This window comes from Alteromonas sp. ABV2_168, assembly GCF_056161165.1.
Map to the genome: position 1 here is coordinate 1 of NZ_JBSWYQ010000004.1, position 14,934 is coordinate 14,934.

Below are 14,934 nucleotides of genomic sequence, written 5' to 3' on the forward strand. Positions count from 1 at the left end.
GGGGGGGGGGGGGGGGGGGGGGGGGGGGGGGGGGGGGGGGGGGGGGGGGGGGGGGGGGGGGGGGGGGGGGGGGGGGGGGGGGGGGGGGGGGTGGGTGTGGAAGGGGCAATTATGATGTCCTGCGATACTTTCTACTATGACCTTGCCTACAAGCTCGGTATCGATCGAATCAGTGATGCGATGTCTGAATTCGGTTTCGGCGATTACACCGGCGTAGACTTATACGAAGAATCAGACGCCAATATGCCAAGCCGCGGCTGGAAACGTGCCCGTTTTAATCAGCCCTGGTACATCGGCGATACGATTCCTGTGGGTATTGGCCAGAGTTACTGGACAGCGACACCAATCCAATTGAATCAGGCAATAAATACACTGATAAACCACGGCGAACGGTTTGTTCCTCAAATTATGATGGGATTCATGAGTGAAAACGGCGAGGTCTCGCAGGAGCCTTTAAAAACCATGCGTCCGATTATGGTGAAAGAAAGGAAAAACTGGGATTTAATGCTCAGTGCCATGCACGATGTTAATCATTCCGATGAAGGTACAGGCCGCAAGTCATTCTCTGATGCCCCTTACCAGTCCGGGGGTAAATCCGGTACTGCACAACTTTTTTCAGTAGGCCAGAACGAGTCCTACAACGAAGAAGAGGTTTCTGAACATCTTCGTGATAATGCCATGTATGTAGCCTTCGCCCCTTATGAGCAACCTGAAGTCTCTGTGGCGGTTGTGGTTGAAAATGCCGGAGGCGGCAGTTCCAATGCCGCGCCGGTAGCCCGTCAGGTTATGGATTTTTTCTTCCGCGAAAGGGACTTTATGCAGCCTGATTATGTGCCGCCGGAGCAAGCATCAAAGGAACAGGCTGAATGAAACGTACAACGATAAAACAAAATCAGTCTACTCTGCTCGAACGGCTTCATATTGACGGCTGGCTGTTGCTGGGATTGCTGGTTTTAATGGTGGTCGGCCTGTATACCCTTTATTCGGCCTCCGGTCAGGATCCCGGCCAGATGGAACGGCAGTTCGCCCGTCTCGGTATTGCCATGGGTGTAATGTGCGTCATGGCGCAGGTACCACCTATGGCCTACCGGCGGTTATCCACTTATGCTTACATTGCCGGCTTACTGATGCTGATTGCTGTACTTTTATTCGGCGACGTGGGTAAAGGTGCCCAGCGCTGGCTTGATCTTAAATTTGTTCGTTTTCAGCCATCGGAACTGATGAAGCTTGCGGTGCCCATGATGGTGGCCTGGTATATCAGTAAGTTTACCCTGCCCCCCCGTCTTATTCAGATAGGCATTGGCTTCACTCTGGTTATCGTACCCACAATCCTCATCGCTAAACAGCCGGATTTAGGGACGTCGCTACTTATTGCCAGTTCGGGAATTTTTGCTATTTTTCTGGCAGGCATGAGCTGGCGTCTTATTGGCATTGTTGCCGCCATGGGCGGTGCGTTTGCACCGGTAATGTGGTTTTTTCTGATGCAGGAATATCAGAAGCAGCGGGTAATCACGTTTTTAAATCCTGAATCCGATCCTCTGGGCGCCGGTTATCATATTATCCAGTCTAAAATTGCCATTGGTTCCGGCGGCCTTCAGGGCAAAGGCTGGTTGCAGGGAACCCAGTCACAGCTTGAGTTTCTGCCGGAACGTCACACCGATTTTATCTTTGCGGTTTTCAGTGAAGAATTCGGTCTGACTGGCGTCATCGGATTACTCGCAATTTACCTGTTTATCATTATTCGCGGCCTGATCATTGCCAACCGTGCTCAGGACGCCTACAGTAAGTTACTGGCGGGTTCGATAACCCTGACCTTCTTTGTTTACGTGTTTGTAAATATGGGTATGGTGTCAGGCTTACTGCCCGTAGTAGGAGTGCCACTGCCACTGGTTAGTTTTGGCGGTACGTCAATGGTGACATTGATGGCAGGTTTTGGCATTCTGATGGCAATCGGAACACAAAAAAGATTCTTATCCCGATAACCGGTTATGTGCGCTAAATACTGTATCTTACTGCTATGTGCAGTCGTGTTATGCGGCTGCCAGTCTTCAGGTCGCTATGCCCAGCACAGCGATTCAGCCCCCACGTTTGTGTATGACGAACCGGATTACACTGACGCAGACCCGCAATACGAACCTTACCGTGAATGGAACAGCCGCCCCTACGAAGTATTGGGTAAACGATATTTTCCGTTGCAATCCGGCAAAGGTTTTGTGGAAACCGGGCTGGCTTCCTGGTACGGCCAGAAATTTCACGGGCACCTCACTTCTAACGGTGAAACCTACAATATGTTTGCAATGACAGCGGCACATAAAACCTTGCCGCTGCCCTCATTTGTTAAAGTGACTAACCTGAGTAATGGCAAGACAGCCATTGTGCGGGTAAATGATCGTGGCCCCTTTCATTCCAGCCGGATTATCGACTTGTCTTATGCCGCAGCGAAAAAACTGGATTACCAGCAGCACGGCACGGCAAAGGTGAAGCTGGAAGTGATTCATTTTGATGAGAACAATCAGGTGACTGTGGGCGATCAGCCTACTGTCAGCTATGAACAATATGCCGGCATTGTTCCTCTGCCTGAAGAGCCGGAAGCTGAGCCGGTTTCTGCTGCTGACGACGGGCTTTACATTCAGGTCGCCGCAGTGAGTGATCCTGAACGTGCCAAATCAGTATCTACCGTCCTGTCCCAACTTTATCAGGTGCCTGCTGAAATACCGTTAATTAATAATATCTACAAATTACGGCTGGGCCCGCTGGCTGACCGCTTTCAGGCAAAAATGCTGTTAGATGATTTGCAGAAAAATGGCTATCCCGGTGCTTATACCGTGGGCGGCAACCTGTAAATATGGCATTCATCTGCCGAACTTGTGGATTTGCCGGGTAAATCGGTCAGCAACACTGTAATCCGGTAGACTTTTAAGGTACAAATCAGCATCTGAATCACTTTGCTCTTTATATAAGGAACAAAGCTGCACTGACTCTGGTCCAGGCTTGTTGCTTACGTTAAAATTCAAAACAGTTTGTCTTAAATAAAAAACGGTAATTGATATTCCCATGCATAAAATTATAAATCGCGCTAAACCGTCTTTCATGCTCACCATGTTTATCATGATGTGCATGTCTTATGTTGCCAAAGTCCACGCCAACGTCGTGATCCCGCCGCCGCCAAGTGTTGCCGCTGAAGGCTTCGTGCTGATGGATAACGAAACGGGCCAGGTTATCGCAGAGAAAAATGCAGACATGCAGTTGCCGCCTGCAAGTCTGACTAAAATGATGACGACGTATGTCATCGGAAAAGAGCTGGAAGCCGGCAATATCAGCATGGACGATGAAGTAACCATATCTGAGAATGCATGGGCGAAGAATTTTCCGGAATCATCAAAAATGTTCATTGAGGTGGGTACACAGGTAAAAGTGGCCGACCTGGTTCGCGGTATTATTATTCAGTCCGGTAACGATGCCTGTGTTGCTATGGCTGAACATATCGCCGGTTCTGAAAGTGCCTTTGCCAGCATGATGAATGCCCACGCGCAGGCGCTGGGTATGTCTTCTTCACATTTTGTGAACAGCCACGGCCTGCACGACCCCGATCACTACGTAACGCCGCGGGATATGGCGCTGTTGTCTCAGGCGCTGGTCGCTGAGACGCCGGAAATCTACGCGATTTACAGCGAAAAAGAGTACACCTACAACGGTATCAAACAGTACAACCGTAACAGCTTGCTGTGGGATCAGAGCCTGAATGTGGATGGCATTAAAACCGGTCACACTTCTGATGCAGGCTACAGCCTCATCACCTCGGCTAAACAGGGTGATATGCGTTTAATTTCTGTTGTGATGGGCACAGACAGTGAACGCGCCCGAAAAGAAGAAAACAAAAAATTATTGCGTTACGGTTTTCGTTTCTATGAAACTGTAACCCCTTATAAAGCCGGTGAAAGCTTCGTTGCTCACCGCATTTATATGGGTGACCGCGAAACTGTAGACCTTGGAATTAATCAATCTACCCCCATTACCATTCCCCGTGGCCAGGCAGGTAACCTTGAAGCCAGTTTTGAGTTAGATAAGAAACTGGAAGCGCCGCTGGCAAAAGGCCAGGTGGTTGGCACACTTTACCTGCAACTGGACGGCGAAGACGTTGCCAACTATCCCCTTGTTGCTTTGCAGGAAGTGAATGAAGGTGGTTTCTTAGATCGTATGGTTGATTATGTCATGCTGCAGCTTGGCTGGGACGAATAACCGGTCAGTAGTGCTAGTTGATCAGCGGCCAGATTGTTATAATCTGGCCGTTTTGTTTATATAAAGAAGTAAGGATATCGTAATGGATACCCGTTTCGATGAGTTGCTGGATTTTCCCTGTTTCCAGACGTTTAAAGTAATGGGTGTAGCCCATGAAGAATTACCGCAGCAGGTGATTACCTGTCTGCAGAAGCATTCGCCGGGAGATTACTCTCCTACCGTTAAGCCCAGTGCTAAAGGTAACTACCATTCTGTGTCGGTGAGTGTCCGTGTGACCAGTAAAGAGCACATGGAAACCATTTATACCGAGCTGGCTAAAATTGAACTGGTCAGGGTTGTATTGTAAGTGACCGCAACACATCATCCTGTAATTGTCCGTCAGTTAGCCCGTCAGTATTATTTGCCGGTGTGGCAAAAAATGCAGTCGTTCACAGATGAGCGTGACGCAGACACAACCGATGAAATCTGGCTGGTAGAGCATGACGCTGTGTTTACCCAGGGTCAGGCGGGTAAAGCCGAACACATATTGATGCCGGGAGATATTCCTGTAGTCAACGTAGACCGTGGCGGTCAGGTTACCTACCATGGTCCCGGCCAGCAGGTTATTTACCTGATGCTGAATATTAAGCGTCGAAAACTGGGTGTGCGGGAGCTGGTGACGGCGATGGAAGATGCAGTGGTTGCATTACTGGCAGACTACGGTGTAGAAGCCCGCGCTAAGAAAGATGCTCCCGGTGTGTACGTTGATGAACGGAAAGTGTGTTCCTTAGGATTACGGATCCGTAAAGGTTGTTCATTCCATGGACTCGCACTCAATGTTAATATGGACTTAGCTCCGTTCAACCGGATTAATCCCTGCGGCTATGCCGGCATGGAAATGATTGATACTGCGCGGTTAGCAGGGCCTGATTCGCTGGAAATTGCAGGCCCGGCTCTCACGCAACACCTTCTGAATATTCTAAATATTCAGGAAGTCATAAACAAAGAAGGTTTTGATGAGTAACGCACGTCCTAAAGCCGGGGTAAAACTCCGCGATGATGAGAAAGTAAAACATATTCCGATTACGATCGTCCCTACCGAAAAAGAGGAGATGCTTCGTAAACCGTCATGGATCAAGATTAAGCTTCCACGTACAACTGATCGTATTGACGAAATCAAACAGACGCTGCGTAAAAACAAACTGCATTCCGTATGTGAAGAAGCCTCCTGCCCTAACCTGGCTGAGTGTTTTAACCACGGAACTGCCACCTTCATGATTTTAGGTGATATTTGTACCCGTCGTTGTCCTTTCTGCGATGTCGCTCACGGAAAACCATTACCGCCCAGTGCCGAAGAACCGGAAAAACTGGCTAAGACCATTGCGGAAATGAAGTTGAAATACGTGGTGATTACTTCAGTAGACCGTGATGATCTCAGAGACGGTGGTGCTCAGCACTTTGTTGATTGTATTAATGCAATACGTGAACACAGTCCGTCAACCACCATTGAAGTACTGGTACCGGATTTTCGTGGCCGTATGGATCGTGCACTGGAGATTTTCAAAAGCGGTGTACCGGATGTATTCAACCATAACCTTGAAACCATTCCTCGCCTTTACCGGGAATGCCGCCCGGGCGCGAACTATCAGTGGTCTCTGGATCTGCTGAAGAAGTTTAAAGCTCAGCACCCTGACGTGAAAACCAAGTCCGGCCTGATGATGGGCATGGGTGAAGAGAACGAAGAGATTGAAGGTGTACTGCGTGATTTACGTGCTCACGATGTCGACATGCTGACTCTGGGTCAATACCTGCAACCGTCCCGTCACCATTACCCGGTGAAACGTTATGTGCACCCGAACGAATTTGATGCGCTTGGCGATTACGCGAAAGATATCGGCTTCGTGCACGCGGCATGCGGTCCAATGGTTCGCTCAAGCTATCATGCAGACCAGCAGGCAGCCGGTAAAGAAGTGAAGTAACTCTCAGCTAAGTATTATAAAAAACCCGGCAAATGCCGGGTTTTTTAATTCATTGAATGACTGTACTCAAAAACCTGATTACGGCCGAAGCGTTTAGACTGATAAAGCGCAAGATCCGAAGCCGAAATCAGGTTATCGAGACCATATCCTACCTGCGATGAACTGCTGACTCCGAAACTGGCTGATACAGTAAACTTATGACCGGATATCCCGGAATCAATTTCTTCAATGGCCTGCCTGCAGCGTTCCGCCAGTTCGAATCCCTGCTCTGTTGTCATTCCTTCGGCCAGAATTCCAAATTCTTCTCCGCCCATGCGGGTGACCAGACCTTTCTCCGGACAGCAATTTTTAAGAACACGGGCCACTTCCCGCAAAACCCAGTCTCCCACCTGGTGACCATAGGTGTCGTTAAGACCTTTAAATAAATCCAGATCCAGCAGTAACATCACCACAGACGTTTCATTTTTCTGGCAGCGTTTAAGTTTTTCTGCGGCAAGGTCGGTAAAGTAACCCCGGTTATAAACACCTGTCAGACTGTCACGGGTTGCCAGGTAGCGCAGGCGTCTGGCAAGCCTGCGGCTGCGGTAGCTCCACAATAGCAAAGCAACACCCATTACTGACACCAGCGAGAGGGCCAGCACCGTGGTCTTCATTTTCTGGCTGCTGTATTTTGCTTCTGCCTGAAGTAACTTGTTTTGTTTGTCCAGCAGGAGAATTTCATTTTCTTTACTGGATAAATCAAACATGGCTTTCTGAAATGCGAGCTCTTTAATGCTTTGTTCTGAATGCAGCGCGTCTTCCATACGTTGTTTATTGCTGATGTAATCAAACGCCTTATGATATTGCTGCTTTTCAACGGCTATCCCGACAAGGATACGGTATGCATCGCGCAGGGCCTCTTTAAATTCCTCACGGATATCCTTTTGAATCACACCCAGTGCCAGAGCTTCAGCATCTTCCACTTTACCTTCGCTGAGGCGCATCTCTGCCAGCGATAAACTGAATCCGGCCATCAAATGATGAAACTGACTCTCGTTTACCCGCCAGGTAGCTTCCTTCTCAATAATGCGTGCTTTGTTGAAAGCCCCTTCCTTTACATATAAATCAAGCAGATGGACGTAATTGAAAGCGATGTAGTAATTTTGCCCTGCCCGTCTGCATACATCAATCGCATGATTAAAGCCTTTTTCAGACGCCGTGTTGTTATGAAGATTTATTTCTTCACCCAGCGACAGTGCGAAACAACGTAAATCATCTCCTGCCTCTTTTGTTGCAAGGATTTTCCCCACCATATCAGACGCCATGTCATACAAACCGGCCTGGCTGTAAAATACCACCATGCCTTTCCAGGTGGATAAATTACTCTGTACGTCATTCAGCCGGGCGATTTGCGCTTCAAGTTCTTTTGCCAGGCCGAACGCATGGTCCCATTCGTTCAGGTAAGCTTCCAGTGCCAGCAGAGATTTAGCAACTTTAACTTTCACCGCCTCATCCGGCAGCGTGCGGTAAAGCCCCTTATACTGACCGACAACAGTTTCAAGAGGCGTATCTTTCGTAGAAAGGTAAATGGATAAATAGCGGTAAAAATGTTTATCTGCCGGTGCAAGCTCCTCCGGGTTAACTTCTTTCAGGAGGATTTTTGCCGTGTCCCAGTCAGACAAAGCGAGGGATTCAATGCGCTGCAGTCTTTCATGATCATTCGCTGCCGTACAGGCGAAAGGAATAAACAACAAAATGAAAAGAAAACAGCGCATTCAGCAATCTCAGTATTAGACAACTATCCGTTGCAGCAGTTACGCCACAATCGGGTTTCTGTCGGGCTCTCGCTCCGGTTCCCGTGAAGGCTCGTCGGGATCATTAGGCTCCACGATAGCCATCAGCGGGTTCATTCTAACAGTTTCTGCTTTCAAACGTGCGATATCTGCCATTTCTTGCGGTGATAACTGATCGACCGAACGGGTGACATCCTCTGCCAGTGCAGCGAGTATTTCTATAGTCTTATTCATGATGTTGCTTCCTTGTCAGATGAGAGTGAGTTGAGTTTATTTAGTATTTTTTCGTTTTTAATTAATCGCTTGCATGGTGGTATCACCAGGGTGGTGATCAAGGATAACGCTGCTTCGTGTAACGTATTCAAAGGCAGCCATTCAATTCTGGTTTTATCCGTTATCACCACGGGGCATTCATACAACGCAACACGGTGCTCCGGCGGATAGCCATAATCATCAATTAACAGATCAGTAAGTACTTTACGCTGAGCCACCGACGTTGATTTTTTTGTTATGGATAAGTCCCCTGCCAGACCGACCTGCCAGAGGAAGAGATACGCAGTAGTATCGATATTACGTGAGAACATCATGAATTGAGTGGTTTCAAAATGTTGACTGCCATAGGCGCCGGGGTCGATGCCCATATCAGCATACAGGCAGTCTTCAGCAGAAATGCCCGGCTCCATATGCGCACGAAAGCCTGCCTGCTTTGCCTGAGCAATAGCCGTGTGAGGCACCTGAGCAAATACACCCGGATGCCCGTAGAATACACCGCACACCCGTTTGCCCGATGTCACTTCCGCCATTATCGCTGCGACCATTTCGCGATAAGTATCACGGCGATCTTTACCTTCCGCATAAAGTGGCTGTAAAGAACGGGTATCTTTGTTCATGGTGCTTACCCATTGCTCCATCAGAGGATGACAATTGGTAAAGACCACATCAGCGTTTTCGATGTGACTGCGGCAGCGCAGCGGCATATGAGCACCAAGGGTCATTCCCGGCCCCACGCAGACCAAACTTCCTGTGTTACTTTGCATAGTAATAACCGTACTGCTGTATTTTTTATGATTTTATAAACGGTTTCAGACCAGCCTGTTAAAGGCTGTATATTGTCTGAGCGATCTATTCTAATTATGCCCTGATAATTTTGCGGAGCAAGCATGAATTATGTCCGTCTTACCTTTATTAATCAGACATGTGAGGCAAATCAATGATGCTACCCGCCTCTATTCGCAGCGGCACATGATGACTTGCCCTGCCAGCCTGTTACAATACGCCGCTAAAAACAGGAGTCCCTATGAGAAAACATATTTACATTGCCTATACCGGCGGTACTATCGGGATGAAACCTTCCAGACAAGGCTATGTGCCCGCAGCGGGATTCCTTGGCAACACCCTCGCCAACATGCCTGAGTTTCATCGTCCTGAAATGCCTTTATATACTCTGCATGAGTATGACAACCTGATTGATTCTTCTGATATGAATCCGTCAGACTGGCAGCGTATCGCTGATGATATCGCAGATAATTATGATAAATATGACGGATTCATTATTCTCCACGGTACGGATACCATGGCTTACACGGCATCTGCCCTCAGCTTTATGCTGGAGGACCTGAGTAAACCTGTTATCGTTACCGGCTCACAAATTCCGCTGGCAGAACTGCGCTCTGACGGTCAGGTTAATCTGCTCAATGCCCTTTACGTCGCGGCGAACTATCCCATTGCAGAAGTCAGCCTGTTCTTCAACAACCGCCTTCTGAGAGGAAACCGGAGCCGTAAAGTCGATGCTGACGGTTTTAATGCGTTTGACTCACCGAACTTCCCGCCGTTACTGGAAGCCGGTATTAATATCCGTGTCAAAGCCGGAGAACTGGCCAAACCGGCAGCAACACCACTGAAAGTCTGCCGTGTTAAATCACAACCCATCGGTCTGGTGAGCTTATACCCCGGGATTTCACCGGAGGTAATTAAAAACACGTTACAGCAGCCGGTTAATGCACTCATTCTGTTAAGTTACGGTGTAGGCAACGCACCACAACAGCCTGCTCTGTTACAACAACTCAAGTACGCGGCAGACAGAGAAATCGTTGTACTCAACTGCACACAATGTCTCCGTGGCCGGGTGAATATGGGTGGCTATGCAACGGGTAACAGTTTAAAAGAAGCCGGCGTACTGTCCGGCAGTGACATGACGCCGGAAGCAGCCCTTGCCAAATTGCACTATCTGCTCAGCCAGTCATTAAATTATGAAGAGATTAAATCAAAGCTGACTACCAGTTTACGTGGTGAGCTAAGCGAATAAAAAAAGAGTAAACATGCAATCATTTACAGGCGCACTTGGCAAAATGAAGGTAACCGTTAATACCAGTCATCTTGTCCACTACACATTACCGCTGGGTGATGAGAAGGTAGATATGAACAGTCTCATCGGGAAAGAAATTACGCTGACCACAGAAGGTGAAATCCGCTGTGTTCATTGTGATGCGAAAACCAAAAAAAGTTTCAATCAGGGTTACTGCTACCGTTGCCTGATCACCCTGGCTCAATGCGACAGTTGTATTATCAAACCGGAACTTTGCCATTACAAAGAAGGCACCTGCAGGGAGCCGGAATGGGGAGAAACCCATTGTCTGAGTGACCACTTTGTTTATCTGGCGAATACCGGCAACCTGAAGGTTGGCATTACCCGTCATGTATCTGATCAGGTGTCCAGCCGCTGGATGGACCAGGGCGCCAGTCAGGCTATGGTTTTTCTTCGTGTCAAAGACCGCCTGACCAGTGGTCTGGTGGAAACCTTATGTAAAGCCCACATCGGGGATAAAACCAACTGGCGGACAATGCTGAAAGGCGAAGCGGAAGCGGCAGATTTACCGGCTCTGAAAGCCAGTCTGATGGAGAAAATCGCTGATGGTCTGGAAGATATACGCCGTGAACACGGGCTTGATGCGGTAAGCGAAACCACTGCAGAAGCGGTCTCTATCCACTATCCGGTGGATAACTATCCGGTAAAAATCAAATCAATTAATCTGGACAAAACCCCTGCATTCACGGGCACGTTGCATGGCATTAAGGGCCAGTATCTTATGCTCGATGGTGACAGGGTCATAAACATCCGCAAATATGCGGGTTACCGGGCAACATTATCTTTTTAATGCTTGCCGGCAAGCTGGCAGGTAAGAAAACGCATTAAGATAAAAGGGAGCCGGAAAAGCCGGCTCCCTGTCTCATCCGGTCGCTTTATCAGCCGCGAAACTCTTCACCACCCATTTCACGGGCCAGATCGTCAAGCTTTGCAGCTGTATCATCAAATTCCCCGTCAGCATAACGATAGCGGATCAACACATGCTGTGAAGTCCTGCCCCGTTTAACGATGAGATCTTTTGCAGCAAAATGCTTCGCTGTATTTAAGAAACGGTAAGCGTCCGGTTCCGTATCGAACACAAATTCCAGTTGCACCTGCACTACACGACCTCTTTCAGTAACACGGCATTTTCCTGCACCTGACCGATGACATTCAGTAACCGCCGGAACTCAGCATCACCGGGTTTTCCGTGACCAAGCCATGCACAAAGGGCCTCACTGAAACTGATATCATCGCCCTTTTCCAGCTTCGCTGTCATCAGCGCAAGCTGCACGCTACGACGCTCCGCCTGCAAAGACGGTGCTGCATCAATATTTAATTTAAGCTCAAGCACATGGGTGTACCAGTCGCGGGATTTATCTGCAGCAGACTGACCTGTCAGTGCATTACGCCATGCTTTCGGTAGTGAAGCCCAGGCATCACTATCCACCGGTATAGCATCATTCGCCAGCCAGCTTTTCAGCACATCATGCAATGACAACATGGCTGTTTTACGATCATCCAGCGCCTGCTCCTGAACCTGCTGCTGCGCGTTTTTGCGAAGCCGGTCAATACGCTGCTGCACCACCGCCTGTTTCTTTGCGTCAAGGGTCTGCATCGCTTCGACCACAGGTACCAGTGCCGCATCCATTTCTTCCGGATGTTGTTTCACTGATTTGCCAACTACTTTAACCTGTTCAAGCAGCGTATTCAGCTGTGCATTTTCTTCCTCTGCAACGGCATTTCGCTGCTCTTTGACCCGGGCGAACAGCTCATCATTGATGCTCTTAAAGGTTTGCCACATACGACTTTCATGACGCTTGCCGGCATGACCGGTATTTTTCCATTCCACTTGCAGTGCTTTAGCCTGTTCAGACACAGAAGCACTGTCTTCCTGAGACGCCAGAGATCGGGCTTGTTCAATAATGGCCTGCTTGCGCACACGGTTGTCATTAAACCACTGATTGACGCTGTCACTGAGTGGCGCCAGCGCAGTATCCCAACGTTTCTTAAGCGCCTCATACACGGGTTTATCTACAGCACCGGCATCGCGCCAGCGCTGACGCAATTTATCCAGCTGTTTAGCCAGTGACGCGGGGTCATCACAAGCCGGTGTGAGTGATGATAACTCACTGATCAACCCTTCCCGTTTTTGCTGCGCAGCGAGTCGCTGCTGTTCCTGTTCAGCATAATGGGCACGACATGGCGCAAAAGCCTGTTCCAGCGCTTCGTCAAAGGCGATATCTGCTTCATCCTTATCCTGAGAGGTTGCCAGTGACTGCCATTGTTTACGCAGTTGTTTGATAGCTGCCGCTCTGGCAGCAATATCAGCAGGAGCTGTTGCAGCGAGCTGTCGTGCTTCTTCCAGCATGGCCGGTTTGCGCGGCGCAGCCAGATATGTTTGCCAGCCCTCAAGACGGGCTATCTCTTCAGTGAGCTGCCCGTATTTGCGCTCAACGGAGAGCCGGTTGCTCTCATCGAGTGCATCATATAAAGTCTGAAGTTCAGTGAACCGCGTCATGGCAGCTCTGAAACGTCCGGTTTCAATAAGATTACTGACTACAGATGATAATCTCCGGACCTGCTTCAGCGTATTGTTCTGAGCCACACGACGCTGAGTCTGTTCACGCTTCTTCGCTTTCGACAGTACACTCCAGCGTTGCTTTAACGCATCCGCTACAGGGAACAATAAGTCTTTGTGTTCTGCCCAGCGGCCTGCCAGCGCACGCCACACTTCATCGTCGATGTTTTCTGCGCCACCGGCATCAGCAGCGGCACGTTCAGCATCACTGAGCACCGCATTGAGCCGTATGGCGATCTGCTGTTGTGCTGAGAATGCATCCAGTTTACCGGCAAGGTCATTAATTGTATCTGCCAGTGCCTGTCGTTCCCCGGCAGGCTTTAACTGTGCGAAGCTGTCAGCTTTGCCTTCCAGTTCCCTTACCGCATCATTGACAGATTCGACATCAGAGAGTGTTGCTTCTGACAAACGCTCATTAAACAGCCAGGCAACCTTTTCTTCCGCTGCAGACAATGCAGCCTTGAATAACAACCACTCCTGCTGCAATGCCCTTTCTGCTTGTTGCGCATCCCAGTCGACCTTCAGACGATCGCGGTGTTGCTGCGCTCGTGCAAGTAAACGGGTTTGCTTTTCAGTGATCGTTGCAACAACATTTTCAGCGAGAACGGGTAAATCCGCTGACAGCGCATCTAAATCTTCAGCACAGGCCTGCAAACGTGCATCCACATCTTCATAATCAAAACGGTCAGTGACTGCCTGCAGCTTTGACAACACCAGCGTATAAGCCTGCTCAGTTCTGGCCGGCTTCTCTGCCGCTTCCTGTAAGGCGCTCAGCTTATCCTGAATAAACGTTTGTACCTGCGTATCGTCCGCCTTTTTTATTAAACGGCCCAGCAATACTGCATCATCGCATTGTTCTGCGATACGCATTTGCAGCGACACAGATGCAAATGCTCCAAAGAATTCCCGTGTGTAGTCACTGCGGCCGATTTTTTCCAGCAACGCAAAAATCTGAGCCTCCGTCAGGGTTTCCCGGCGGGGAGATTCCACTAACTTGCGTGCCAGTTCAGCAGGGGCCTGCTTCAGCACATACTCATACTGGTCGTCAGTAGAAATATCAGCACTGTCAGCATCAATAATGGCGGATTCAACCCGTGCAACCGCACGGCGCCGGATTTTGTCATCACGGGCTGTCTGTGACATTTTCATCCACAGAGGAAAGGAATCCAGTTTTTCCAGTGCGGCCAGACTCACATCGCTGTTGCTGTCGTTGAAAGCCAGTTCATGCAACGCCGAGCGTTCTGCTGGTTTACTTACCGATAATCCGGCAATGGCCTGAAGTCGTTTTTGCGGGTCTGAACTGGTGTGCGCCGGGGAAAAAAGTCGACTAAATATCATCCTGCTTGAACCGCGCTATGGTGTTTTCATCCTGTTCCGCCTGCAACGCATCACGGAATTCTCTTTTACTTTTTTGCACGATCTCTCCCTGCGCATTTATTGTCATGTGCTCGGAGGATTTTTCGATTTTGGACTGGTACAACAATACCGCCTGCATGCAACTGTCCCGCTGCTCTTCAGACAGTACAGTGCCATCAGGCCATTTGCCGGTTTCAACTGCCTGACGCAGACGTGCGTACACATCGGGCGTCATAGCGGCAAGTAATGCATCTATATTCATGAGGAAAAACGTTTAATAATGACTAATCTGACACGGTTCACAACATACCACATAAAGCCGGCCACAGCGGCTAAAATCGCCAGGTTATGCTGAATATCACCGGGCTTTGTGCCGCCCCAGTACATAAAGCCGAATCCGGCAACAAACAACAGCACTGCCAGCAGTGACTGATTTTGTATACTTTGTTTTTTCTTGTAGCGCTGCAAACTCTGCTTTCTCAACACATCTTCAGCTGAAGCATCACCCACTCTGAACTGGCAATGGGGGCACTCTTCAGACTTATCGGATATTTTTTTATTACATGACGGACAATCTGTTAATGCCATTATTGCTCCCGGACTGTTTTACTGGTACTTAAATAAGTTTCATTGCGGAACCCTGCGTGTGGCCCGCTTATACAAAAAAGGACACCAATGTGTCCT

General features: G+C 49.0%; 15 protein-coding genes and 1 pseudogene. 9 read left to right on the forward strand and 7 right to left on the reverse strand.

Features of this window, described 5'->3' with window-relative positions; translation table 11 throughout:
• Positions 1-78 precede the first annotated feature (78 nt).
• From ACXAH4_RS07735 to lipA, 7 genes and pseudogenes are all read left to right on the forward strand, one after another.
• Positions 79-870: pseudogene (locus ACXAH4_RS07735) on the forward strand (penicillin-binding transpeptidase domain-containing protein); the annotation flags it as partial.
• The gene (gene rodA / locus ACXAH4_RS07740; RefSeq protein ID WP_119501118.1) at positions 867-1,982 is read left to right on the forward strand and encodes a rod shape-determining protein RodA; all 1,116 of its coding nucleotides are present in this window, start codon (positions 867-869) and stop codon (positions 1,980-1,982) included. The pseudogene ACXAH4_RS07735 and the gene rodA, both read left to right, overlap by 4 nt.
• Before the next feature lie 6 nt (positions 1,983-1,988).
• Positions 1,989-2,843 carry a septal ring lytic transglycosylase RlpA family protein gene (locus ACXAH4_RS07745; protein ID WP_474845772.1) on the forward strand — a complete coding sequence of 285 codons (855 nt, stop codon included), beginning with the start codon at positions 1,989-1,991 and terminating at the stop codon, positions 2,841-2,843.
• A gap of 247 nt (positions 2,844-3,090) precedes the next feature.
• Complete coding sequence (locus tag ACXAH4_RS07750) at positions 3,091-4,239, forward strand: serine hydrolase (protein ID WP_474867912.1); 1,149 nt, start codon at positions 3,091-3,093, stop codon at positions 4,237-4,239.
• Positions 4,240-4,321: 82 nt separating this feature from the next.
• Positions 4,322-4,585 carry a DUF493 family protein YbeD gene (gene ybeD, locus ACXAH4_RS07755; protein ID WP_474845770.1) on the forward strand — a complete coding sequence of 88 codons (264 nt, stop codon included), beginning with the start codon at positions 4,322-4,324 and terminating at the stop codon, positions 4,583-4,585.
• A 72-nt stretch (positions 4,586-4,657) separates the two neighbouring features.
• Positions 4,658-5,242: a lipoyl(octanoyl) transferase LipB gene (gene lipB, locus ACXAH4_RS07760; RefSeq protein WP_474845973.1), complete on the forward strand. Its 585-nt coding sequence runs from the start codon at positions 4,658-4,660 to the stop codon at positions 5,240-5,242.
• Positions 5,235-6,197, forward strand: a complete 963-nt coding sequence (gene lipA / locus ACXAH4_RS07765; protein WP_119501113.1) for a lipoyl synthase — start codon at positions 5,235-5,237, stop codon at positions 6,195-6,197. The genes lipB and lipA overlap by 8 nt, the downstream gene beginning before the upstream one ends.
• A 44-nt stretch (positions 6,198-6,241) precedes the next feature.
• Here the strand turns inward: lipA and ACXAH4_RS07770 are convergent, their stop codons facing one another.
• From ACXAH4_RS07770 to ACXAH4_RS07780, 3 genes are read right to left on the reverse strand one after another with little or no spacing between them, the layout of a single operon-like run.
• Positions 6,242-7,951, reverse strand: coding sequence for a GGDEF domain-containing protein (locus ACXAH4_RS07770; protein ID WP_474881375.1), 1,710 nt, complete (start codon positions 7,949-7,951; stop codon positions 6,242-6,244).
• Between the two features lie 39 nt (positions 7,952-7,990).
• The gene (locus ACXAH4_RS07775) at positions 7,991-8,203 is read right to left on the reverse strand and encodes a hypothetical protein (protein WP_474845765.1); all 213 of its coding nucleotides are present in this window, start codon (positions 8,201-8,203) and stop codon (positions 7,991-7,993) included.
• Positions 8,200-9,006 (reverse strand): SAM-dependent methyltransferase, encoded by an 807-nt coding sequence (locus ACXAH4_RS07780; RefSeq protein ID WP_119501110.1) that lies wholly within the window; start codon positions 9,004-9,006, stop codon positions 8,200-8,202. The genes ACXAH4_RS07775 and ACXAH4_RS07780 overlap by 4 nt, the downstream gene beginning before the upstream one ends.
• 260 nt (positions 9,007-9,266) lie before the next feature.
• On the opposite strand from ACXAH4_RS07780, the gene ansA reads away from it, so the two are divergent.
• Positions 9,267-10,274, forward strand: a complete 1,008-nt coding sequence (gene ansA, locus ACXAH4_RS07785) for an asparaginase (RefSeq protein WP_474851996.1) — start codon at positions 9,267-9,269, stop codon at positions 10,272-10,274.
• A 13-nt stretch (positions 10,275-10,287) separates the two neighbouring features.
• A complete protein-coding gene (locus ACXAH4_RS07790; protein WP_474881377.1) occupies positions 10,288-11,124 on the forward strand; it encodes a DUF2797 domain-containing protein in 837 nt (278 codons plus the stop codon).
• 88 nt (positions 11,125-11,212) lie between these two features.
• On the opposite strand, the gene ACXAH4_RS07795 is transcribed toward ACXAH4_RS07790, so the two are convergent.
• Genes ACXAH4_RS07795 through ACXAH4_RS07810 form a run of 4 tightly spaced genes read right to left on the reverse strand, consistent with a single transcriptional unit; the run spans position 11,213 to position 14,838 of the window.
• Positions 11,213-11,434: a hypothetical protein gene (locus ACXAH4_RS07795; protein WP_474881379.1), complete on the reverse strand. Its 222-nt coding sequence runs from the start codon at positions 11,432-11,434 to the stop codon at positions 11,213-11,215.
• Positions 11,434-14,232, reverse strand: coding sequence for a DUF349 domain-containing protein (locus ACXAH4_RS07800; RefSeq protein ID WP_474881381.1), 2,799 nt, complete (start codon positions 14,230-14,232; stop codon positions 11,434-11,436). The genes ACXAH4_RS07795 and ACXAH4_RS07800 overlap by 1 nt, the downstream gene beginning before the upstream one ends.
• Positions 14,222-14,512: a YeaC family protein gene (locus ACXAH4_RS07805; RefSeq protein ID WP_119501105.1), complete on the reverse strand. Its 291-nt coding sequence runs from the start codon at positions 14,510-14,512 to the stop codon at positions 14,222-14,224. The genes ACXAH4_RS07800 and ACXAH4_RS07805 overlap by 11 nt, the downstream gene beginning before the upstream one ends.
• A complete protein-coding gene (locus tag ACXAH4_RS07810; protein WP_119501104.1) occupies positions 14,509-14,838 on the reverse strand; it encodes a hypothetical protein in 330 nt (109 codons plus the stop codon). Before ACXAH4_RS07810 ends, ACXAH4_RS07805 begins: the two co-directional genes overlap by 4 nt.
• Between the last annotated feature and the right edge of the window lie 96 nt (positions 14,839-14,934).